This is a genomic window from Schlesneria paludicola DSM 18645 (assembly GCF_000255655.1).
GTDB lineage: Bacteria > Planctomycetota > Planctomycetia > Planctomycetales > Planctomycetaceae > Schlesneria > Schlesneria paludicola.
Window position 1 is genome coordinate 13,649 of record NZ_JH636437.1, and the last position, 25,155, is coordinate 38,803.

The 25,155-nt window shown below is 52.3% G+C and carries 16 protein-coding genes; 10 read left to right on the forward strand and 6 right to left on the reverse strand.

Annotation, left to right across the window (positions count from 1 at the left end):
• The 9 genes from OSO_RS0138240 to OSO_RS0138295 all read left to right on the forward strand — a co-directional run bounded on the left by OSO_RS0138240 (window position 1) and on the right by OSO_RS0138295 (window position 10,733).
• Window positions 1-444: a hypothetical protein gene (locus OSO_RS0138240; protein WP_010588007.1), complete on the forward strand. Its 444-nt coding sequence runs from the start codon at window positions 1-3 to the stop codon at window positions 442-444.
• On the forward strand, window positions 441-881 hold the full coding sequence (locus tag OSO_RS0138245; protein ID WP_010588008.1) for a hypothetical protein: 441 nt from the start codon (window positions 441-443) through the stop codon (window positions 879-881). Before OSO_RS0138240 ends, OSO_RS0138245 begins: the two co-directional genes overlap by 4 nt.
• 281 nt (window positions 882-1,162) lie before the next feature.
• The gene (locus tag OSO_RS0138255; RefSeq protein ID WP_010588010.1) at window positions 1,163-2,023 is read left to right on the forward strand and encodes a phage tail tube protein; all 861 of its coding nucleotides are present in this window, start codon (window positions 1,163-1,165) and stop codon (window positions 2,021-2,023) included.
• Between the two features lie 923 nt (window positions 2,024-2,946).
• Window positions 2,947-5,211 (forward strand): hypothetical protein, encoded by a 2,265-nt coding sequence (locus OSO_RS0138270; protein ID WP_010588013.1) that lies wholly within the window; start codon window positions 2,947-2,949, stop codon window positions 5,209-5,211.
• Window positions 5,212-5,383: 172 nt separating this feature from the next.
• Window positions 5,384-6,127: a hypothetical protein gene (locus OSO_RS0138275; RefSeq protein WP_010588014.1), complete on the forward strand. Its 744-nt coding sequence runs from the start codon at window positions 5,384-5,386 to the stop codon at window positions 6,125-6,127.
• 3 nt (window positions 6,128-6,130) lie between these two features.
• Window positions 6,131-7,384, forward strand: a complete 1,254-nt coding sequence (locus tag OSO_RS0138280; protein WP_010588015.1) for an autotransporter outer membrane beta-barrel domain-containing protein — start codon at window positions 6,131-6,133, stop codon at window positions 7,382-7,384.
• A 15-nt stretch (window positions 7,385-7,399) separates the two neighbouring features.
• Entirely contained in the window at window positions 7,400-9,307 is a 1,908-nt protein-coding gene (locus OSO_RS0138285) for a hypothetical protein (RefSeq protein ID WP_010588016.1), read from the forward strand.
• Complete coding sequence (locus OSO_RS0138290) at window positions 9,304-10,170, forward strand: hypothetical protein (RefSeq protein WP_157606142.1); 867 nt, start codon at window positions 9,304-9,306, stop codon at window positions 10,168-10,170. The genes OSO_RS0138285 and OSO_RS0138290 overlap by 4 nt, the downstream gene beginning before the upstream one ends.
• Window positions 10,171-10,238: 68 nt before the next feature.
• Window positions 10,239-10,733 (forward strand): hypothetical protein, encoded by a 495-nt coding sequence (locus OSO_RS0138295; protein ID WP_157606146.1) that lies wholly within the window; start codon window positions 10,239-10,241, stop codon window positions 10,731-10,733.
• A gap of 1,198 nt (window positions 10,734-11,931) precedes the next feature.
• Here the strand turns inward: OSO_RS0138295 and OSO_RS51455 are convergent.
• Window positions 11,932-12,231: a hypothetical protein gene (locus tag OSO_RS51455; protein ID WP_010588020.1), complete on the reverse strand. Its 300-nt coding sequence runs from the start codon at window positions 12,229-12,231 to the stop codon at window positions 11,932-11,934.
• A 186-nt stretch (window positions 12,232-12,417) separates the two neighbouring features.
• On the opposite strand from OSO_RS51455, the gene OSO_RS0138325 reads away from it, so the two are divergent.
• Window positions 12,418-13,728, forward strand: coding sequence for a hypothetical protein (locus OSO_RS0138325; RefSeq protein ID WP_010588021.1), 1,311 nt, complete (start codon window positions 12,418-12,420; stop codon window positions 13,726-13,728).
• Between the two features lie 132 nt (window positions 13,729-13,860).
• Here the strand turns inward: OSO_RS0138325 and OSO_RS0138330 are convergent, their stop codons facing one another.
• From OSO_RS0138330 to OSO_RS0138350, 5 genes are all read right to left on the reverse strand, one after another.
• Window positions 13,861-15,186 (reverse strand): DUF4339 domain-containing protein, encoded by a 1,326-nt coding sequence (locus tag OSO_RS0138330; RefSeq protein ID WP_010588022.1) that lies wholly within the window; start codon window positions 15,184-15,186, stop codon window positions 13,861-13,863.
• Between the two features lie 664 nt (window positions 15,187-15,850).
• A complete protein-coding gene (locus tag OSO_RS49165) occupies window positions 15,851-16,741 on the reverse strand; it encodes a GGDEF domain-containing protein (RefSeq protein WP_010588023.1) in 891 nt (296 codons plus the stop codon).
• Between the two features lie 140 nt (window positions 16,742-16,881).
• Window positions 16,882-18,015, reverse strand: coding sequence for a DUF1559 family PulG-like putative transporter (locus OSO_RS0138340; RefSeq protein ID WP_162130590.1), 1,134 nt, complete (start codon window positions 18,013-18,015; stop codon window positions 16,882-16,884).
• Between the two features lie 280 nt (window positions 18,016-18,295).
• Window positions 18,296-23,161 (reverse strand): hypothetical protein, encoded by a 4,866-nt coding sequence (locus tag OSO_RS0138345; protein WP_029247905.1) that lies wholly within the window; start codon window positions 23,159-23,161, stop codon window positions 18,296-18,298.
• 142 nt (window positions 23,162-23,303) lie between these two features.
• Window positions 23,304-25,043 carry a PulJ/GspJ family protein gene (locus tag OSO_RS0138350; RefSeq protein WP_010588026.1) on the reverse strand — a complete coding sequence of 580 codons (1,740 nt, stop codon included), beginning with the start codon at window positions 25,041-25,043 and terminating at the stop codon, window positions 23,304-23,306.
• Between the last annotated feature and the right edge of the window lie 112 nt (window positions 25,044-25,155).

The following is a 25,155-nucleotide window of genomic DNA, read 5'->3' on the forward strand; positions in this document are numbered from 1 at the left end:
ATGTCCGGCCTATCCAATCACTACGACACCATCGTCGCCGTGAAGACCATCATCGACGCACTAAACCTCAGTGGGCTGAGCGGCGGAACCGTCGTTCAAGAGGTCGCAGAGTATCTCGATGGTTTAATCCCTCTTCCGTTTGTCTCAATTTCGCCCTACGGCCCCGAGAAACTGGGAGACGAATTCAACGATCGAGACGGTGTCTACTATGGAGTGCTTGTTGCCATCATCGGGAAGAAAGAAGTCACGTCGCTCGAGCAGCGATTGGCATGGCGACAATCGATGCGCCGGAAACTGAACAACGTTTCACTTTTCGGCCTCGGTCAGAACTACAACCTTGAGGTCGAGCCAGGGAATGTGATCGAGCCGCGGGCGTATTTCGACCGCAAAGCGTTCGTTAGCGGGTTCGTTGTACGTGCGTTTTTCCAGGAGCCGCGCACGTGAACGTCATTTTTTTTGATCTGACTCCGCTCACATCCACGCTCGAAGAATTGCAATGGCTTGCCAAGGACGCCAACTATCAGAGCGTTCTCGACGATCTACAAACATCTGCATCGGATGAACTCGCCGAGGCAACCTCAGCTCTTCTTGAAGCAATTTCTGGGCGAAGAACTCCGCCGACTCAACGCACGTCGTCGAATCGCCAACTATTTCGCAATTGCGAAACGTTGTTCGATGAAAATGAAGCGTCGAACCTAAATGGAGTATCACCCCACGGCCTAATGGTCATCGTCGATCCAAAAAAAGCACTGTTTCATCAGCACAATGGCTCTGATGACTCAAATCACGATTTTTACGGGCTGTCCGAAGTGGCAGTTCGAGAGTTTACAAATCGCATCGGAGACGTAGCAGTCGACGCACTCAAATTGAGTCAGGAGTAACGCAAATGGAAATCAATAATTGCCTGATTCGGAGCGTGCATTGCGTTGAGAACCCGGAGGGGTTTTCAACGACCGTGCAACGCCACGAGATCGTTAGGGGACCATTTGCCACGATTGAAGAGGCCATACGTTGTGCGCATACGTGGTCGGATTGTTCGCATGACTCAGACGTGACTATCAACATGAATGAGAATTCCATTCTCGCCATTGAGTCGTCACCTTGATCATCGGCCAGGCTGCAAACAATTGAAATATTTCCAGACAGATTAAGAGGTCACGAAATGTCAGAACAAATGGGTTATGGCGTCAGAATGACGATCGCCGGAACAGCCATTGAATTCGTCTCACACGACATCAAAGAATCGATTGAGATCGTCGAGGACGAAGGAATTCGCGGCAGTCGCACTCGATCCTTAGAAAGAGTTGCGCAGGGCAACAAGAAAATTGCTGGCTCAATTACAATGGAACCCACGCCAGCCGAAATGGAGCTCGTTCTTCCTTACGTTACCAACAGTGGAAATGATGTCACACTGACGGATGCGATGCGGGACGTCACGATCGTCATCGACAATGTCACGAAAAAATATACATATGTCGGCCGATTCACATCCATGCACATTACCGGCGAAACGGGTAAGAAGATTCAGCTCAAACTGCAATTTGTCGGCAAAACATTGACGGTCGCAGCCGGAGGAGGCCTGAGCAGCTCGCCGGATATCACAGTCCGCCCCTATATGTTCTATGATGCGGGAAGCGGCCTGACATTGGCAGCAACGACGTATCAGATCGATAAGTTCGATCTCGGCATCGACAACAAGATCGAGCCGACATTCATGCAAGGGCAGACCGCAACAGATCTTGAGCCCACTGACCGAGTGATCACATTGGCAGTGCAAATGAAGTACACGGCGGCCGAGTCTAGCCTGCTGGATCTCGCCCAGGCGGGCCCTGACATCGACATGCCGTTGACAGGTTCGATCGCATTCACGAATGGACTGAACTCGATGGCGTGGACCTTTGGCGCACTTGTCGCGGCGAGTGAAACAGTCGTCGTCCCCAACAAGAAGCCACTCCGGCTACCGCTCAATTATCACTGCTACGGCGTATCGACGACCAAAGAAGTCATACCAGTATTGGTGTGAGATCACGAGACGCCAAAAGCCTGACCGCAAATCGTTCTCGCTGCCTGTCCTTGCGACACTTCTCTGCATTTTCTCTTCTGAAAGCAACACCAATGGTCGGATTCATAGACGATGGATACACACGTGATGACGGTTATATTGCAGCGGCACCTGCATCCAAATCTGGAGAGCGACTCTGGGATCCGCTCGATTTTACGTACCGAGTTGCAACTCGGACCGAGATTATCCGTCACGATTCAGAGGTCCGAATAGCAATGCGGGATGAAGACAACGACCCCGAGTGCGCCGTGAAAGCGGAACTCCTCGCCTGTGAGTTTGTTGCGAAGCGCATTTCGGCGTGGAACGTCAAGAACTCAAAGGGATCAGCCATACCCATCACCGCTGACAACTGCGCGCGATTGCAATCACACCTCTTCTCCAAGCTTTATCGCATTGTTCGCGGATCGGATCTCAGTGATCCAAGACCGCCAGCGGTGGAATCTCCCATTTCAGACTCGGAAATGGTGGGAAACTCAGAGAGGGTGTCTGGCTGAAAGTCAGGCACCCAGAAGTGGCCGATCGAAGTTGCAGGCTTTGCCAGAAATATTTGTTCGATGAAGACACCGGAAAGCCATCCTTGGGACGCGACGGTAAACCAATTCTACGCTCGATCTATGATGTACGAGGCGTGCCAACCTGCCCACCGCTCTGCCGCACTCCCAAAGGATGTGCCAAAGGGACTCCGGAAACGTCGAAGTCACTCACCTCCCGGAACCGGCGATGCTACGAGCATTACTTGGAATGCCGTGCCGTTGGCCAGTTTCCCGATGACCCTCTCGTCAGGCGAAATGCGGCCGTAATCCGCGAAGTCCTCGATCTCGCCGACAGAGCCCGAGAGATCGAGCAACACAATCTTCTGATGCAACTGGCGTACAGGTAGTCACATGCCCACACAAACAATTCGAGACGTCCTGATCAAGGTCGCCCTCGAAAATGGCAACATGAAACTTGGCCCGGTCGACACTTCAGCGTTCGCGTCGGCTGTCGAGAAAGTGAGATCCGACTGGCAGAGTCTTGCTGCCGAAATGAAACGAAGCCCGCTGGAATCCACTTTCTCAGCAATTAACTTCGCTGCCTCCAACGCTGTAAGTCAAATCCAAAATGTCGAATCAGTACTCAATCGCACACGAGCAAAGAACTCCATTGGAGCAAGTGACACGTCAGCGACCCAAACCGCTGCGAGAAACAATCAAAATGCGATGCGGTTCGCGAACCAGAACATGCAAACGTCCGGGCAAAACAATGGGCAGGGCTCAATCAAGATCGGAATGCCTCGCTATGGACAGAGTGTTCGGGATCGAGCCTCTGAATCGGCACAGGCTTCCATCAAATCAACACAAGAATCAGGCTTACTGAGTGGAGCAGCAGACAAAGACCTTGAAAGACTTCAGGCACAACTTGAAAAGCGAGCCGCCATGCTGATTCGCGAACAAGATCGTGAATCAGCAAATGGAGAACGAGCGGCTGAACAGGAAAAAAAACGCCAGGATGCACTGGCCGACAGGGCTGAACAAGGCGCGATGCGCATCGCCAAAGGGATTGGATCGCTCATTGACGGAAGCAGCAAGGCATCTTCCGAATTCAGTCGCATGCTCGAATCAGTCCAAGCGGCATACAACATTGGCAAGGACATCTCCTCCGCAATTCATTCGGTAGCAGGATCGAGTGCAAAGCCAACGTCTTCGGTTGGCGCCCTTCCAACTGCTGCAGCGCCAAACACGCAGGCGTCGACGAGTGCCGTCAGTGACCTGGCCTCGGCAACGAAAGGAGCAGCGTCAGCGAATGGACTGCTTTCAGCATCAACTCTCGGACTTACCGCGGGACTTGCGGCTGTTGCACTTGCAATCAAAGGCACAATTACATTGCTCGAACAGGCACGTGACACAAATCAGGCCTACGCCCAGTCGGTTGCAGACGATGCGGTCCGATCAGTTGGATATCAATCCAGAAAAATGCTTCGAACAAATGAGGAACGACGCGCCATAGCTATGGAACGCCCTGACACTTCCGAGCAAGAACTCGCTGGCGTGCAGCTCCAGCAGAATGAGGAACGCGAAGCGAACATACGAAGAAAACAGGCTGAAGCGAGAAAATCCGGAATGAGTGAAGATAGAGTCGCGGAAATCCGCACTCGCGACGAGACAGAAGGTCGTCAACGACAGTCTTTGCAAATCATTAGTGGTAAGCGTGAATTCCTCGAGCAGCGTATGAAGGATGTTAAAGAGGCAAGAGCCGCACTTGATGATCCTGCTACAAAAGACGTCATGCAGAGCACCCGTGATTCCGCGAGCGGTGCCATTAAATCTGCTAAACAAACTCAATCAACGACAATTCTTGGCACGCTCGGAAAGGGTTTAGCAGCACCGCTCGGAGGATTAGTCAGTGAAAACTGGATCGATAACTCCACTGGAGGTGTCTCATCGCACAAAGCAGAGAAGTCCAAAGAGGACACGCAAGTCGCTTTGATGAATCTCGAAATAGGCAAACGAGACGAAACGTCACAAGTTGCTGTACAAAAGAAACAACTTGCAGAAGACGAGCTCAAGACAAAAAAGGAATATCTATCCGCACTCGTACAAGAACATGACACGACTAAAAATATTGTACAAGAAGCGAGAAAGAAAGCAGAAGTTGAAGAGAGTCGAACACGCAATGCGATGTTGTCATTTGGCTCACTCGATCCAGGATCGCAAGCACAACTCAGAATCATTAATGAGAAGAGCAAGCGAATCGACGAACAGCAGCGACGTAAAGACGCTGGCGAAGACGTCAACGTGGAGCAGTGGACACACTTCGAGTTGCAAACAGGATTTGGAAAAGGCAACAAGAGAATTGATGCCTCAATGAACCGCCAGAAACAAGAAGATGCGAAAAAATCAGGAATTTTCGACGACGACATTGCAGAAGTTCAGCAACTCCACAACGACGCCGAAACATTGGCGACAGAAGCAAAGCCTCAGCAAGACGCAATTCGCGACGAGATTGACAAACTTTCGGGTGAGATGAAGCAGTCTGCTGGTGACGTTGTCGAAGCGATGAAGAATGTATTTGGTACTAAGCAGGCTCTTGACGAGATTCGCAATCGACTTGACGGACTTGAGTCACAAAACAGGCTAAATGAGAAGGTAAGAGGCAACTACTTCTCTTGACACGATCTAATGCCAATCTGACATCACGTCTATTTCCGTGAAGGAGGCCGCAAGGCAACATTTGACGGCATCTATTCGCGGTAGTTTACAGGCTATTGACTTTTTCTCTGAATCATTTCTGACGTGCTGGCCAACAACTCGAGAAACGCCATATTGATGGACCGGATCGAACATGACTCAATTCATTTTTGGAAACTATGCACACGCACCAGATAGCGTTGCATTTACAGGTTTGACTCGGACATATATCGACGCGCCCAACGGTAAGCACAAGCTTTTACGATTGCAGATGAACTGCAAAGGAAAGTTAATTGGTAGAGGCCCAAATCCACGTGCGGATCTTTTTGGTCAGCTGAACTTTCTGCAGGCCGCCTACTCCGGCGGTGGCGGACAAAACGCGCGGATGATCGACGATAATGGCGGCACGATGTTCTTCCTGGACAATGGTTTGGCAATCGGGGGTGTTGTCGTCACAAATCCTGTCAGCCACGAAGAAATTACGGGTGCGGAGAGTGTGACGTACCTGCGTTACACATTTGGCTTGCAGGCAGATTTTTTCTTCGCAACCGGTGCTGAAGTACTCAATTTTCAGGAAACGGTTAGCTTTTCAGATAACTGGGGCCGGCCACTATGCGTCGAACGAGTCCCTGCGGTTGGTCAACCGATTATTCAGCAAGTGACTGAAGCATCGTTTTATCACGCAACTCAGTCGGGCTCGATGACGACGGTTGGCCCCAATCCGGCTCCGATGGATCCGCTTTGGCCAAATAACCTGCGCGGGCAAGACGGCTCAGTCAGTGTGAGCTACGACTCGCCACTTATGATTCGCGGAGTTCCTGTCGAGTACTCCGTCAAATGGGCATATCAATTTGTTTCAACAACGCCGCTTGTTGGGCTACCAAATATAATGGGGTAACTGATGACAACAAAACGATGGCTAGGAACGGCCGTGGCAATCTCGGACGTCTGGGCGGTTTCTCTTTCCGGAACCGTCACGAGCCAAACATACTCGATCACGATCAACGGCAAGTCAATCACTTATACGGCGAGCGGAACCGATACCGTCGGGTCGGTGCTGGGTGCTCTCATTTCGGCGTGGAACGCCAGCTCGATAGCGGAATTCATGGAGTTGACTGCGACCGGCCTTCCGTCTGCCGGACCATACACATCCTTGCGGCTGACGGGTGTAACGGCAGGCCTGCCGTCAACGATCTCCGCCTCGACGACTGGTGGTGCAACATTTTCGATTGCGAACACCGTTCCCGCGACTGGGCCTAATGACTTCAAAAACGTTCGGAACTGGTCAGGCGGAGTCGCCCCCGGCAGCTCTGACCATCTTGTTTTTGATTCTGGATCCGTCGCGTGCCTCTACGGGCTCAACACGACTTTGACGGGCGTTTCCCTGACGATTCAGTCAGGCTATTCCGGAACGATTGGTCTCCCCGCCATTCATGGTAATTCGACTTCTTCCTCGACATATTCAGAGTATCGGCCACTAGCACTCACATTGGCTGGCGGGACGGTGGTGATCAATAGCCCCGCCATCAATCGTTGCAATTTGGCATTTGGGGCCAATCTGACCGATCTCCGCATTCTCGCGACTGGTCGGCGAATCGACAGCAGTGTCCCCGCAGTTCTAATCGTTGGTGGTGACAGTTCGAGCGTTCTCAATCTCGTATCAGGCGATGTTGGGCTCGCTTTCTACGACGGAGATACCGCGACCTTTGGAACCGTCAATCAGACGTATTCATCAAATCAGAGCTCCGACACCAGGCTCACCTGCGGAAGCGGCGTCGCCCTCACGACGATCAATAAGTCGGGTGGAACGCTCAGTATCAGCAGCAACCTAACGACCCTCATCCAGGGTCAACGGGGTGGAGTGACAACGATTCATGATGGTGCAATTGGGCTATTAGACGTGCAGGGCGGCACGATCATCGTCAATACCACTGGCACGATCGACACGATTGATGTCGCGAACGATGGCGTGGTGAACTTTGATGGTGATCCTCGCCCAAAAACCGTGACGAATCCAATTCAATGCTTCGGCGAAAAATGGTCCATTCTCGACAATCAGAAGGTTGTCAATTCTGGCACCCTGACCGTACAGCTCAATCGAGGCGTGGCGATGAACGCTCAGCACGGTGCGGGAAGTCTGGTCGCTTTGACATGAGGTCATCAAACAATCATGCCGCTTCAAGGAATCGTCAGCTATCCCGGGATTCATCAATGGGAAAGCTTCTCATTGACGGATATCAGCGGAATCAGCCCATCGACGGCAATCATGGATGTCTATCCGCAGGACGAAATTCCTGCCGCCGAAGGTGATCTCGTCATCACCTATGGTGATGTCACGTTGACATTCAAAGACTGCAAAATTGATTCGGCGAACTACGTTCGTGGATCGGGCGGAAAAATCATTCAGGTTGCCTTCTTCGACGAACGCTGGAGATGGCAGTTTTACGACATCTCGGGAAGGTACAATTTCAAGTTCGTCAAAGCCTTCTATCCACAGACTGACGCCCAGTTCTTTGGACAAGCGGCCATCGGCTTGGTCGACACAGACCACGAAAAAACACCACAAGAACTCGCCATTCTTTGCATCAAAGCAATGGGCTATTCCGCCAGCGCGTGGGACGTTTCCGCACTGCCCAACGATGCCCGCCCAGAAGTGAACTGGGTCGCCGCAAATCCCGCTCAGGAGCTAACTCGCCTATGCGACAGCCTCGGATGCCGAATTGTGCCAGTCAGATCAAAAGGCCGTTGGAAGATCGTTTCGGCAGGGGAAGGGCGTGAACTTCCGGAGAACTACCCTTACGAAGATCCCTCGAACGGAATCGACCCTGCTGAGATTCCAAATTGGATCAAGATTGTCACCGGCCCGATCCTCTATGAATCGCGGATCGAGTTGTCTGCTGTGGGAAAAGATGTCGACGGACGTTGGAAAGCGCTTAAAGATCTATCGTACTCAGTTGTTCCTGCAAGAAATCCGTCCGATCTGACGAAGCTCACTGGAACCGACAAGAACCCATTTCTTTATTGCGACCCACAATTCTCAAACATCTCGAGAAAACGCGTCCGCCAGACGGACAACTCGTTGATTGCACCGATCGAACTCGCGACGCAAACAGTCTTTCGCGCATTTGCCATGACCGAGAAGCCAGCAAACCATGACACCAATGACCGCGGTGAACCAACGATTCGAATCCCGGGGCTCGAAGGGGGAGCCGACGTTCGGCAGATCGTGCTTACGGACAAGCTTGTTCGTCCTTATATCGATCCTGATGACAATACAGTCCATTATTTGCCCGCCTTCGTCGAAGGCACATTCTGGAATAACTTTCGTAACGCTCTCGACAACTATCCGTTGGGTACACGCATCGATCGTCCCTCTGCCAACTACGGCGACGGACTCGATGACGTCGTCACCTTTTCACTATCCCTGGATGAAGATTCTCGGTACTCGATGATCACTTTTTCTCAGCAAATGCTGTACAGCATCGAGGCTCCGCCGCCGCCGGGTACCAGTGGTTCAAATATCGCCTATGTCACGGCGCTTCCACGGCTATTTTATCACGCGGCCGTACACATTCGTGAGCCGAAAACCTGGGCAGTGAAACGTTACACCATCGCGCGATGGGTCGGAAATGGGCCGAAGCCTAAGGGTGCCTCTCCCGACGATATCGGAGCCGTGAGCAAGACGGTCATCAAAGAGGATATTCAGCCCTTTTATCGCGGTGTCTATTCCTTGAGTGGCGAGCTGGTGGACACCATCAACAACATCGACACAGTTCGTCGACAAGCCGAATACTACATCAACTCGTTAATCCCCACGTTCGAGACCAAAGCCAACTCCACGCGGACTTACGTCGGAATCTTTGGCATCGATCTCGACGGCCAGATCCAACAGGTCACCTACAAGATCGACAAGGGCGGTGCGAGTACGATCGCCAGCGCCAATACTGAGCACAACTGGCAGATTCCTACCTACGATCAGCGAAGGCAGCGGGATGCGCGCAAGAATCCCGAGAACCGCGCATCGGTCGCGAAAGAGCTGGAAATCACGCTGCGTCAAGGAGGGTATCTTCCGCAATGAACTTTGTACCACTCAACCCCAAAGTCGGCATGACGATCCAGAACGATTCCGGTGAAGCCATCCCACCCCGTTCGGTCGTTCAGGTCACATCGGTCACAACAGAGCCAGCGACGGCAACGCAAGAGTCGATGATCGTCGCACATGTCAAGAAGTACGCGGGCTCCGCTTCGGCAGGGCCGATCATGGTCACGGGCGGCTTCCTCATTCGTGATAGACAGCAGGGGAAGGGCTATTTCGATCAATTTATTTACGCCTCTGTTGACGACTCGCTCACACCCGCCGCGGGAACGGAGTACGGCCCGACGCCCGGTTCATGGACCGTTGGAAGTGGCGGAACGGGATTTATCGCTTGTGGCGATGACGGCAACTCGGCTGTACCGGCGATGTCCCTGTTCTACCGTGCCCCCGCATCGACCCCCTCATCTGAAGGTGGCACGACCACTGGTTGCGGGTGTTGCGAATGCTTTGATTGCGTGACGTCCGCGGAAGCCATCGTTGGCGGATGCCTCGCCGCTCCGAATGGTGCGGCGTTCTCCTACAACGTGAGCGGGCTTGCTTATCCAAGCTATCCTGAGGCGGCCGGAGCGTTCGTTGTGAAGTACGGCCTCCAGACCACGGCGTGCGGCTCAAGCAGTAGTTCGTCAAGTTCGTCGTCGTCAAGCAACAGCAGTAGCTGCATCTGGACATCTTGCATCATCTCGATTACGCGAACGGACCCGAGTTCATCGAGCAGTTCATCATCTTCGTCGAGCACTGGCCCCCAAACGGGTCAATATCGGTACAGACTCGACATGAGTGTGAGCACGCCAACATTGAAGCTGGAATTCGTTTCCGGAACCGACGTCGTGGGGTTGGGCTGGTGATCTACCGAACGGACGACACATTCGATGCCAGATGCGCCTCACGGTTTCAGATCGTGGATGCGCACGACGTGAAGAATTCGAACGGGGTGAGCTGCGTGGTGTGCGCGACGCCCGTTCAACCCGCGGCAGGCAATCCGTGTGAATGCAACACCTGCTGGTTTCGCGTCGAATGGCCTGGAGCGGTCAACAATTTCGGAAATCCGCTCTGCGACAATCGATACCACCCCGGTACGTACGATCTGGCGTATCACTACGATCATGGACTCTGTCACTACTACTGTTACGCCGTGCCTACAATTGGTCGTTCAATCTACATCGAATTCAACCCAATTCTCGATATCGACAATTATTATGAATTCCCTACGGTGCGATTCTGCTTCGACTTATGCCTGTCTTGGGTCTACTACAAGATCAGAGGCACGTTTAACTGTGAATACAATTCATTTGAATTGATGCAAGGCGGAATTTACGACTGTAATTCGGTTCGCGCTGTCTGGCCGGAACAGATCGTGCTACGTGGCATCCCGTGCCCTTCAAGTTCCTCTTCAAGCAGCATGGGATGATTCATGGCGTATCAGATCTCATTCAAAGCTACACCACAATTCAACGCTCTCTGCTCATCCAAGCTCACAGCAACCAGTCGAGCGGACTGGCCGAAACCCGAGGCGGCGGCGTGTACGATCTGTGTGACGCCGGTGAAGCCGTTGAGTCTTTGTTCATGCACGACGCAACAGAAAAGCTTTGGTTTTTGCCTATTGATTAAGGGGGCTGCAGCCAATCCTTTCCCATCCCCGATGGAGTGCTCCCCTGGCGTATTTGACGCTCCACCACTGAAGTACGCGCCGACATACATTCACATGGAACGTGGAACGATGGTTGGGTCGCCATATCCAACTTACTGCCCATACCAGCCCGTGACAACGTGCTCTTACGTAGGCGGACCAAACGGTGGCTTCGAGTATATATCTGGAATGTGGGAATCATTTTCATGTACTCCATCGGGTGGGCGATATTCGGGGCGCGAATTCCCGAACGGAATTCTGACGGTGACATGGAGCGCGAGCACGTCCTGCAGAAACGCTGGGTATTTCGCGCTCAACTACGAAGCGTCAACTACCTGCGATTCTCCATTCATCAAATTTACGTTTCTTGACGGTACGTACACCTCAATCGAAGGTTCGTATCCTTACCTCGGCGGACAAACGACAACAGCGTTTCCATGTGATGGATCGGGAGCCTTAGACGACGAGCCGCTATACACAACGAAGATCTATTTCCCTATTGGCGACCCGATGATTTTCGATTGCTGAGAAGATTCTACATGCCCATAACCTACGGAGCCGACTCCTACTTCAATGCTCGATGCGCAAGCAAATTCATCGTCAAGGCTGCCGACAAGGTCCAGAAGGCGACCGGGGTTTCGTGTGTCGTGTGCGTCACTCCTGTCGGAAAGGCGAAGTGCTGCTGCAACTGCTTTAAAATCGTGGATTGGACGGGAGTGAGCGGTGTCACGGCACCGTGCGGTCCGATTCAACCCCTCGCACATGCTGATGTTCTTCTTGCGTCTTCAGATACGCAATGTGAACCACTGCCGCTTGTCGGGCAGTGCAATGGCTTTTTGAATTCTGTCGGTGTTGGCAGCGGATTGCTATTCAATGCGGTTCTCGTCTATTCGCCAACTCCGTCCCCGGGTTCCGCAACACTGACAATGACAGTCACGATTGCTGCTCCAGAGACGTCTGGATTCACGTCGACAATAGATTACGCTTCCCAGTCTTTCTCCTGTGCAAATGGCGGTGCATTCACTGTCGAGGGGTCGCCAAATGTCACGATCCCGGATGGATTTGGTGCGCCTTGCCCCGGAACGACATTCACATTTCCTTCAACCCTGACGGTTGAACCGTATGACTGCATTCCACCGTCAAGCAGTTCCAGCTCGTCAAGTAGTTCGAGTAGCAGTTCGTCGAGTTCGTCATCGAGTTCAAGTTCCTCCAGTAGTTCGAGCAGCTCTTCAAGTTCCTCATCGTCGTCGAGCAGTGAAGAGTGCGCAGGAACATGCATCTATTCCGCGGTCCCGGGGGTTGGCCCGGGCGGAAGCAACTTGGTATGGCGGGCCATATCGAGCACATGTCTTGAGTCTTGCGCGGGATGCTTTCCTGTGGACGCCGACTTTTACGCTCATTATGGCACTCCAGGGGAGCAAGGGGACACAATCGAAGTTGCATGTGATCCAGGAGCAGGGCCAGCATGAGTTGCAGTCACGTCAGTTTTATCCACCGCCGACAGGGGCTTCCGGATCTGCCCATCTTCCACTGCGAGAACGGTGGCCGGTGCATTCGCAATGCATCCGACTTGACGCGGATCAAGAATTTACCAGACGTCAAAGTGTGCTCGGGAGAGATTTCGCGCGAAATCATCGTCGCGTCCTCGAAGCGGCCGAAAGCAAACTTCGCCTACTTCACGGGCACAAATCGCGGAGGGCAGGACAATGCCATCATCGCCACGATGCTCCGGTCGATGCGGGAAGCGGGGGTAAAGGAAGATCTGCATGTGTTCAGCCCCGAGCCCGTCGCCGGTGCGATCCACCACAAGATCAAACAGGGTTATCCGTGGAAGCATCACATGGCGAAGTTGGAGTTTCTCGCGGAACTCACGGGTTCGTCGTATGACTACTGCGTCTGGCTGGACTCCGACAACTACTTCACTCGAGACCCGGGTGATCTGAAGCCTCTGATTCGCGAAAATCCGCTTTGGGTTCAAATGGAGTCCGACGCGACGTCGCCCAAGGTCCGACAAAAGGACTGGTATTCACTGAGCTATCCGCAGTTGGTGGCGCTCTTCCGCGAAGAGGGTGTGAAGTCGCCCGCCGTGTGGAACTCGAACGGCGGATTCTGGATCGTGCGAACATCTGAAATCGTGCGTGTCGTGAGCAAGGCCTTCGAGCTTTACGAACGTTTTCACGCGAAAGGCTGGAAGAACGCTCCGGACGAAATGGTTCTTGCCTGCATCGGAGCCATGTGGGTGGATGACCCATACTTGAACACGAACGAACGCACGTGCGACATCTGGGCCTGTGACTGGATCGGTCGCTATCGCGATCGCATCCCCGACGGTCGCCCCTGGTTGTACGAGGATTGGCTCAACGGATCGACTCGTACCATCAACCCCGCGATCGTCCACGCCATGCGGTCAAAGACCGCGATGGCGATCGGCAGAGACGTGTCACGACCACAGCCAATCATTGTTCCACCGAGAGAACCCGTCGGAACGAAGCTGAAAGACGTCATCGAAGAATGCGGCCTGAAACAACCCGCCGGATGCTCGTGCAACACATGGGTCATTCGGATGGATCAATGGGGCATCGACGGTTGCGAGGCAAACCGACCCGCGATTCTTGAACATCTTGCGGACGCATCCAAGAAATCAGGCTGGATGGATATGCTCAAAGTGGTTGCCCATGGATACCTGACGACCAACAGTTTGCTGGATGAGGCGATCAAACGGGCCAACCAGACCCAATCCGTTTCTCGAACCCAACTCGAGCCTGTTTCTTCGTAACCGTTCACAGGCCGGGGAATGGCTCACCTTCCCGCGGCAAAAAATGGATTGCTCTGGTCGATGCACGGTGAATTTCAATGAACCGGAAAAAGTGCCTGTCGCCCTCTCTTCGGACTGTGAACAGTTAACCCATTACCAACCAGCAACCCATACGACGAGGACGAGTGCAATCCCGAAAACAATCCGCAGGCCGATCGAACTCACATTGTTTTTTCGACAGAGGAATCGGGCAGGCGAGGGGCGCTGTTGAGCAATCACGGCAGAATTGGCGGCGGCTAGGATGACCGTCTTCTCAATGGCAACCAAGGTGTCGGAGAAATTCGCAGCATCGTCCGGCGACCACTTGGAGCCACTACTCAACGCCCCGTCAATGTTTGATCGAGCAGTTTGATGAGACAATGAATTGGCAGCCGCACGGACAGTGAAAAGTGTGGGAATATTCACTGCGGGAACGTACTGCCCATCGTCACCACGTCGGACAAAGTCGGTGGGTAAGAGCCGGCCTGTCACCGCCCATGACAGCAATTCCGAAAAGCCGATCGATGTGAATTCTTTGCCCGATGCCCAACCGGACCAGAAAGACTCAGAAACATCCTGATCGATGTTCGAATGGTCCGGAAAAGGAATCGAATCGAAGCCATTGAACGATGAAGGTAATCCAAATCCCCCCAATGCATTAATGATGAAATCGATCGATGAGGCGTTCGTGATTCGTGACGTCGAATGTGAGTTCCCCTGCTCAAGAGATCGGATTCCAGGAAAACAAATGACGTCAGGCTGTTCTCGAACTTCCCCGTCCGAAGAAATTGACGACAAGTTCCCATCAGGTTTTGGGACGGCATCAAACGCCTCGCCTTGATGAGCGGGATAGAATGCGGCCTCAGGACCATGAGCCTCGAAAAGCACTCTCTTTCCATCACGCGAAAAGCGCAGTATTGATTCGACGGAATCCAGCTCTCTTTCTCGGGACGACTCCAGCAATGGCTTTAATCTGCCTGACACATCAAACAGATCCCCCACAAGATTTGCACGCATGGTCTGTGTGACGGCGGCTTGCCTTTGTTCCGAGAATGGCAAAAGTTCGACGAGTCGACGGATCGAACCGACTTGTTTCCAGTGGTCATCTGCGTGCGACTTGATTTCTTCATCGGGCCCGAGTTCGCCCTCAACCGCAAGTTGAATCAGATCGACCATTTTTAGCGGTCCATAGTCGCCCGCAGCGCCGCGACAAAACCATTCATCGCGGTCACATCGCCTTTCGACGGATCTGTCGGAGCCAACCTTGATCGAATCTCGCAGTTCGGTCGCTGCGCAGGCCAGGATCCAGTTGGATCGATCCGCATTCCGAACGTCATCGTCGGGTGCAATGGCGCCAGACTCGACGAGCGACCGTACGAGCTCCAACGAAACAGGCCCAAACTCCTGTCCACGAATTCGATAGAGCCATTGATCTGACATGTTATCGCCTGGGAATCTCGTCTGACCGACCGTTAATCATTCACGGGCTGGGGACTGACGCATTTTCATCGCAGAAGACCTGTGACACCGCGTGGTGCGTTTGCAATCAAGTCACACTGTGCCAATGAAAATAGACCTGGCCCATCCACCCTGGCTCATGACTCGCTTCAACTGTCAGGCTTTCGAAACGGACCAAGCACTGTTCAATCCAGTTCACACGCCCAAACAACTTGCACCTACGGTAAACTTAGCTCAAAAACCAGCCGGCGGTCTCGCTATTCCTGACACGGCCTGTTGAAACAAGTGCAACGGGCTCCGCGTCCAGGCTCCAAACACCATGACGGCGTGAACGTCAGTGTGCCTGCTCTGGTGCGTTCAACAGGTGGTGAGTGCCCACACCCAAGCCGGATAAACCGGTTGTAATGAAAGCACTGCCACCAAGGCAGCCACTGAACGGCGATTTCGGCATAGGGATCCAACAACAGGCTCGCCCGTAACAACATCTTTCAGAACACTGAGAAACCGGAAGGACTTTTTGAAACCAAGTTGCCTAACCGCCTGTTGAAGTAACGGGGACTGTCTCCGCCCAGATTAGAAAACGCCATGACATCGTGAACGCCAAGTTGCCCGTCCCCCTTACTTCACGACACATCCTTGCAGATCGCTACGTCATGCCATTCAATACCCGAAAGCACGACTGATCTTGGCCGGCTCGCTTCGCGGCATACATCGCTTCGTCGGCTTGTCGTAAGCATTCGGTTGGATCGAGCGTTGGGCACTCAAGAAGATCCGTCGCACGGATCGTCACAACGCCCAGGCTGAACGTCAGTGTTGGATAGGTTTGCGCGAGTTCGATTCGGAGTGAACTTCGCAATCTCTCAAAGATTAGCGGGATTTCGTCGAATTCCGTGCCGGACAGGACAAGCACAAACTCGTCACCACCGAGACGCCCGACGGCATCGTAGGTGCGAGTCTGTGCTCGGAGAGCGGCCGCGATCCGCTGCAACGCCATATCGCCGGCGAGATGCCCCTGCTGATCGTTGATTGCTTTGAACCCGTCACAATCAAGTAGCGCAAGGGCAAACGAACGACTCGACCGACGCGTTCGTTCCAGTTCGGCTTCAAGGATTTCGAGGATTGCTCGCCGATTGGAGAGTGAGGTCAGCACGTCAACGCGAGCACTCGCGCGGGCCGCATCGAGTTCACGACGCGCTCGAGCGCTTAAAAGCATCAAGGCGGTGCTGACGCTCAGCCACCAAATGTGCGTGGCGACAATGAGCCAACAATTCTCGCTGCTTGAACTATCCAATCCACAACAGACGACGGCTCCGATGAAACTGATGGCGAGCAGTTCCCGCAAAGATCCCCACCAGGCGGCAACGACAGTTGCCACGAGAATGAGTCCCCAGAATTCCCTCATCAGGCCATCAGAGGCATACCGCGTCTCCCAGAGCAGTGCGAAGACACCCCAAAGTGCGCCATAACCGACGGACACGCAGGGCCATTGCACACACTTGCTGCGCATCACTTGATTTGGAACAAGCGGATCGGTCACGCAGGCTCCTTCGACGCACAAGGATAAAGCGTCCATCCGGTGAAAACGAAAAGCGGCAGCTTCGAAACATCGAAGCCGCCGCCAATCTACGTCGCTAAATCAAGAACCAATTGGATTTCAAACCGAACCAAACAGGAAGACTAGAACGCCGCACTGTCCAATCTGGTTTCACCATAATTGACGCCATTCGACGTAATGAGCTTAGCCCATGTCAATTTATCAATCGCTTCGTTGATGAATTTACCGCTTCCATCACCCATGATGACATTAACCCCACCCAAATGATTCGATGATGGACGCGGTGCAGTTCCTGGAGCCGCTGTCAACGTACGATTGATAACCCAGGCGTCTGCCATTACTGTCGTATCCAGCCATTTCGCCGAAACCTGATTCAATGCGTTCGCGCGATCAAACGTCGCCGTAGACCCCACGAACAGCGAGCCCGTAGGAGCTCCCGTTGCAACTGGAATGTCGATTCCGAAACCTAAATGATTCACACCATATCCAGCGGTTACTGCAAGGCTGGAATTCCAGGTGCCGGCATTGATATTTTCAGCGAGTAGTACAGTCGTTCCGGTACCGTCTCCCGCTGCGAGATTTTCTAATGACGACTGGAAACTACTTGCTCGATCAAAAATGATACCAGTCGCAGCTCCGATATCCAGATCGGCACTGTCAACGCCGGTGAACCCATCGGCAGAATAACTCCCATTGCGATTCCAATCAATCAAGTATGGAGTTTGCGCGGCAGATGTGGCGCTAGGCTGGCCCCACAAAGTCGAGGGGATGTATCCAGAATTCACGACATAAGAGAGACCTCCTGGACGGCGGAATGAGTCCTGGTCATCCGGACATGTGAAGACGGGCAACCATGTCAAATCAGCAGCCAAAAATTCCAGCTTGGTCGTATCTGCGGGATCAATCGGAACGGCATCACGTCGCAAGTTCTTGAGCAATGCAGCTTGATCTAAAACCGGCAACAGCGCGAGCGGCCAACCGACACCATAAATCGTCCCCGTCTGAGCTTCGTTTTTCACATCAGATGTCAACGTGGGGAGAACCCCATTGAACTGCGATGCGAAATTCTGCATCGACATGCCAACTTGCCGTATGTTGTTCAAGCATTCGAGTTTTCGGGCGGATCGGCGGGCCGACTGAACAGCCGGAGCGATGAGCGAGGCGAGCACGGCAATGATCGAGATCACCACCAGCAGTTCGATCAGGGTAAAGCCGCGGCGCGGCTGGCGTTTCACCGACATGCGAAGACGTGTCATGACATTCTCCAGAGGAACAAGGCGACGGGTTTCTCGAGCAGGTGAGTAGAATTCGCTTCTGATCGAAGCCGCCATTCGACTGCGCCACGCAACCGAATGAAAAGTCTAGCAAATCGGAAGCCAGGTTTCCAATATTTTTTAAACGTTTATTCCACAATCACTTACAGAATTTTAACGGAGCGACGAGAATCACAAAAACGTCGTTTTTACACACAAACAACCAACCCATGCATCATTTTGCATCACATCACACTCGTTCGGATAGGGCCCAACGTATGCTTTAGTTCAGAATTTGCCGGTAGAGAACTAAATCCTGCCATCTTATTCCATTTTGATTTGTCGCAACGCCCGTTGTATCAGTGTTTGGCCTAAAACTGAAAGTATTGACACTGACCGGGAACGTTGAAGTCGGATAAACGGCTTGATCGGCTGTCGGAACTAGATTGGAATTACTGTTAACGTTGGCGACAAGCTGCTTAATTTGTTCTACCGCCCCCGATCGATCGAGTACGAAGAACGCTCGCTTCGTAGGTGTATCAGTGAGCCGCCCACCAATCCTAATCGCAGAGGCTGGACTTGAAATTTCAGCCGCTTCGAAATATTGAACTGCGATAAAAACCCCAAAACTGTTCGAGCGAGTCGTGACGTTGTTCGAAATTTTTGAGAGCAAACGATTCTTCGCCAGTGAGTCTAGCGTTCCTATCGAATGCTCGCCCTGCTGGCCTATCTCGAACAGATGGCGTTGATCTTGGACGTTACTCGCTCCGCTTGGAGCTACGTTTATATCAGCAGGCAGAATACGCAATATAGAATCTTCCTTCTGACTCATCGGGCCACGGGAAGTAAAACTATAACTTCTGAATGGGCGAGAATTCGCGACGCCCGGCGTATACATAAGCGTTATAGGGTCAAACCCATCACGCGATCGAAGATATTCAATCCACCAATCACGCGGCCCAGCATACGCTCGCGGCCCTGTAGAGGACGTATCAACTGTATCCATCGAAGGCAACGAATTTGGCTGTATGTTCAAGACAAAACTATCGTCTATTAGCCCCGCAAGTACACTCGGATTCCGGATTGTATTGAGATTGAGCTGCCCCTGCGTGGTTGGCCATCCAAAATTTGTAGGCAAGCCGAATTGACTTGTTGAATAGAGCCGTAGGTCGGTATGTCGATTCATAGGTGACGAGATTTCCAGAAACTCCAACAATCGATACCATCGATTGTCAAAATTCGGTGTCGCATCGATTGTTGCCGGAAAATCGGCAAGAAGAAACTTCGCCGCAGCAAACAACGCCCGCTTGTCGGGAACCGCGGATGTGTTAGGAGTACCCAATTGAACCTGATTCGCGGGGCTTTGTTTCGCGTGCGCCTGAGCGCGAGTAAAATACCAGAACTCATTCGCGTCATACCACGACTCACCTGGCATGGACAGACCTGGGCCCACTAGCGGGATCTCAAACAGCTCACCGATTGCAGCGAATGGTCGATCAAAGTGAAACTGCGAGTATAATGGCACTGGCGGCGAAGCCAACGTCGGATCGTATTTTCCTTGTCCGAGATAATTCGATAAATACTTTAGCGCCGGTTTCGGTGCCCACGAGGCTGGTGCGGGAATATTGCCCCAATATTGCGTACTTGGAAAGTCTTGCTCGAAGTCTGCCGCAAAGGGTTCAGACCTCACGCGACTCTGAAGCCTCGTCAACAAATCCGTTAGACTTCCTGGCGATGCTGTGTTGGCATCAGTAGTGCCCGTCAGCGAAAACAAAGTTAACCCACTCTTAGTTGCATCTTCGCCAAGTTGAATTCGATCAACCTCAATCCAAGGATTGTCCGCTTCATCTACTATTTCACTTGGTGAGCCCGTCACCGGGGGAGTTCTATGCGGATCAGCGCGACGCATGAGCCGAAAAATTACCGCAAGTGTAGTAGAAGCAGGATCTGGCGCGTTGACGCTATTCAACAACTCCCCGATCGCCACCCTTGGCGCTGGCGGCGTTGCACCATCAGTCAATCGATAGTTGGCAGCAGGATCGACGACCAGATCAAGCCGCGCCCCCAACGCTGGAATAGCCGCGGGAGCAATTATCGTCGGATTTGGGGTCCCCGGGTCAATATAATACGGATCAACCCTTAAATAACTGGTCGGATTATTCATTTGATCATACGTTGTTGCATCACCGGCACTCAGAATAGTGAACGTCCCACCTGCCGCAACTTGCCCGAGCAAAGGCGTCAACCGTCGCTCGTCAGTTGCAGGTGTTGCCAAGCCCTTTGGTAACACGCGAATTTGCCACGCGTTCTGCGTCGCAAAATTCACGGAATATGGTGACGCATTCTGCAAATCAATATACGTAAAAAATCGATCATTTTTATCATCATACTCGGTGGCAGGATGATTAAACGGCACACCCCCTTTGATTACCGTGGGCGCTTTGATGGCCAGAGCCTCACTCAATGTCAGCTGCTGTGCTTCGACGCCCCATACTTCACCACGCTGTGCCTCCGTTGTAGTATAGGCGTTGTCATCAAGACCCCAACCATCTCTCAAATCAGTGTCGTATTCGAATCTCGTAGCAACATCATCCCTATCAATACTATCAACGTAATTGACGGCAAACTGCGCCATCTCCTTAATCTGCTTTGCAGTGTAATATGGCGCGGGTAGCGCAGGATTTGGATCTAAGGGATTCTGATCGAGTCCACCACAATACATATAGAGAAGTGTGTAAAGATCTCGCGCCATTGCTTGGCGATCCCTCCGAGCAAAATACTCCTGCTGTGCGGGCGAGGCGAAACCTGACACCGGATATGGAATATTTCCCGTAGGAATTGCAGCCGCCGGAAGAACCGCTGTGGTGCTTGGGTGCGCAGTCAAATCGCGAAACTGCAACGCGGCCGGAGGAATCGCAGAAAACACCTCAGGAAATGCTTCACCGCTTGAATCAACTAGTAACTGATTCGCACTCAAGCGAAATTGCTGTGACTGCAGCGTGGAATACCCGCTCATTAAATACCAAGCAACGCTACGCATCGGAGTATTGCCAACCGCGGTTAAGTAACTATTCTCCCAATTCCGTAACTGCTGCGTCGCAACCGGACTCGACGCAGCAGTCAGGCCGGTCGAAACTTTACTGAATTCACGACGCCCAGAACTTATGGTTGTGTACTGTCGACGTGTTGCTGCAGACGCGGGATTAACGACGGTGTTCACTGGTGCTAAATCAGCAAGCCGCGATGAACCCTGAACCAAAGCACCATCGACATTGTTCAGCTGGAGAAAGGCGGTTTCGCTCAGATTGAAAACGGCGTCATAATCAACTGCATCACGCGTCGACGTCCCCGAAACCGAAAGTTTCGCCTGCCTAATGGCAACTGGATCTATAATCAACTCACTTGCGTCATCAGTAAGTTGATTCGTCGTTGATGGCATCAGCAATGTGCCGTACGTGGACGCCGGCGATGTATATAGCAGCACATCCGCGTTCGAATGATACCCCTGAAACATAAGCCAACGACTCGAACCAACAAGTGGCTGCGTGGAACGATCAAAACACCGCAAATTTTTTGCAAATGGATTCAACCCCGAGGCATTGGTAGCAAGGATGGAACCGCCACCTATCAAATCGAGCGGCGAGCCGAGCGCCGCGGCCTCCGGGGTGGTGTTTGTCCAGAAATACTTAACTGGATTTGCAGGATCGGCATTATCGTTTATCCCCACCCTTCCTGGCTGCGGTAGTGAGCCAGTACCAGTTGCCAATGCACTTAACAGATACTCAGAATCACCAAGAATCCCAGGTGTGACGGAATCAATCGCAGCTACCATCGCTGCCGTACGTGCGGAGGGCGACGCCAATGAAGCTGCGGCAAGTGCAGCGGCCACATTAAACCGCGGGCGACCGTTATTGATAAAAAACCATTCTAGATTCGCCACCTCACGCGGACTTAGAGGGTCGCGATCCGCCCCCAACGCCGTCAAGAAGAAACGATACTGCTGTAAATCAGAACTGGAAGTAGTTGAAGGGAGATTCGCCAAACCATAGACTGAATTAATCTCAGATGCCAGGGCACCCTGATTCGAACTCGACAAGTAACGCGGCGCCCCTAATGAATCTGCACCGAATTCTTGCGTAGATATATTTGGAGGCACAATAGCTTTCGTCAACGTGGAAGTTGCCGAGTTTAGATTGATTAGTCCATTTAGATCGCGAATTTGAATGGCAAAAAGCGGCACTACAAGCTTTCCATCGCCGCGTCTGAAAGGAGGATAGCCCAAGTCGACAAGAATTGACTCCTGTACTCCGTCCCCATCCGTGTCCACATCAAGATTGATGGCATCAGCATTTGACGCCGTCCATACGCCAAGCTCGCCGCCCGTTACGCTTCCGTTTGCATCGAGTGGCGCGAATGAAAATGGTCGCCCCAACCCAAGTGTTGTCGCCTCCGCTTGCGACGCCACATACCGCCTCACGCCGGTCGAATTTCCGGTGCTCGTATCAATATAGTAATGATCCCGATGTGGCCGAAAGCTTTGAGACGCAGGCAATAATGCACTGTTATCATACCAATTGCTGACGGTCGAACCACCACTCCGAAGATACTGTGGCCGTAGTAGAGTTGGGATAACAACCCGCGACGACGCCACCGATGCATCAAATGCGGCGCCATCATAAGCGAGAAGCATGTTATTTATATCGGGGTAAGTGTAATCAACATCTGGCGCAGGCAGAGTGTTCAGAGACTTCCCAGCACCCCAAAGAACTCCTGCATTGGCAGCAGGTGAGTCTACCGGGTCCAGTAGACTTGAGCTGTCGGACGCACCGTTGAAATCCATATCGACGAAAGGGTCGCCAGTACCTGCCGTCGATGAAAGATTCACCCCTTCTCCATTAAATGGAACCAGATCTCTACCAACCATTCCAGGCACTAAGGCGAATCTTCCGCCCCACAGCACGCTGTTCAAATTTGTATCGTCTGGACCAATGAGAATCTGCCGAAGGGGCCAATCGAAAATTCCGTCAGTCAGACCAGGCTCAAGCGAACGCGACTCACTGGCGAAATACTCTGCAGATGCACGTTCCTGAGATGAAAACGTAAAAAACGTGAAGCCCAAAACTGCAAGCAATGCCAGCAGCGCAAGCACGACAATTAACGTCGAACCGCGACGGCCCTTCGTCCGTGAAACCAAACACGCACAACTTACTCGCAATTGTCTCATAATAACCTCAATGCTTCACTCTGCCCCTACCGCGCCACACGTGCCTTAACGCCGAATAACGCGTGGGCTACTGATCTATTAGCGAATGAACAATAGTAAGCTGCCGCACTAGATCACTCGATCGATCACGATAGGTAATAGTGACCTGTATAGCACCAAGAGGCAGTTGCGCTGTGCCGCTACTATCAAGTCTATTGATGAATGGCGGACTACTTCGGCGGGTGCCAGGATTTCCAGGCTGAATTACCTCGGCCGCGGGATGCCAGGTATCGTATCGAAATCTTTTGTCGGACGACGCAGGGACTGCACCGGAAATAGGACAATAGAGAGTGTTCAACAAGCTATTGTAGCCATACGTACCTGACGCGTTAGCACCTAGGTCAACGAAACTGCCGCTACTCCATGTTGGATCCCATAGCTTGACGTCAAACCCTATTACATTGCTCAACAATAAGTCTTCTCCCCGCCTTAGATTGTTCACAGAGAATGCATCTACACTTTGATCTGTCAAAGTATAGGCCTGATTCATGGAGATCGGGCTTAGGTCCTGTGTTGGATCCCCAGCATTGACCGTCATTGAACCTGGGTATCGAAAAGCCGGATCCGCACACTCCGTCAGCGTATAACGCCCAATAAATAGGGTGTCATCGCTCGTCCAATATTGACCGTCTGCGCCCGGATTTACAAACTCCTTGGGCAGCCCAGTCCAAGGATCGTGTCCAAATCGAACCTGAGGACAGCCTAGGCTTAAAATTTTGAATTGATCGCGCGCCAATAGCGGGGAAGAAGGCGGTGAACTAAAAGCAAGCTCTTTCGGTGGATTGCTATCGTTACTCAACGAGTAACCAGCACTATGAAATCGCGGACCATACCCAACAAGCCCCGCTCCTGTATTGCAACCACGAAAGCAAAATGCGGAGTAGTCAAAATCGTTCCAGAACGACGATGAGTACCCACCACTGATGACCGGACTCCCGTCCGCGAATCGGGGCTGAACGCCTTCAACATCGGCACCACGAATCAGTAAAACGCGACGGTAGAGATTGTTGCCACGTAGAAAGTAAGAGACTTCCGCCGCAGACCCCTGCCCAATCGAATTTCCGAAAATGCCATCATCAAGCTCAGGCTGAGTCTCGGTAATACTAACTTTTCCATGGGTAGCTGCGTCCATCACGTAGATAGGCTGCGTCGAATCAACATTTAATGTGATCGTGCCTGGCCCCGAATTGTAAACGGGCGGAGAGACGAGCAAATATCGTCCGTCATTCGAGAAACCCGTTGTAGTGTTCACACTCCCGGAAATCCAGATATGACTTGAGTTTGCCATAAGCGAACTAAAGTCGTAACTCGCCGAAACGGTTACTTGATGAGCTACAGCATCCTCACTGATTACTGCCGCACTAGTTCCATTGAGCAAAGTTGCCTTTCCAGTGTATGGACTGGCGTCGATACCCCTAGCATGCCTAACAGATTGCGATGTGAACTGAAGAACGTCATCTGTATCATCGGCGGGATTATTCTCCGCGTAATAAAAGTAACCTGACCTACGGGTTAAATCCAACAGTGTCGTGTCTTGACCATTGACGAACGGTATAACATCCTGGAACGTTCTCTTCGCAAGATCATTACGTACAATTGTCGCGAGCATCCTGGCTCTTTGATCATTTTCTGCTAAGCCTCGCTGCTTTGAGAGCGACTCCGTTGCAATCTGAAAGATTTGCGTAAACAGAAGCATTACCACCAAGACTAATGCGACCGATATTAACATCTCAATCAAGGTGAAGCCGCGGATGGCGGGGAGCCGCATTCGAACTGCACCAGGTGCCCGCTTTCGACACAGTATCAAAGACATAATCGCATCCCGGCAGATGAACAACATCTCATGCTACAAACATGTAATTAAGAACAGATCGAGACTG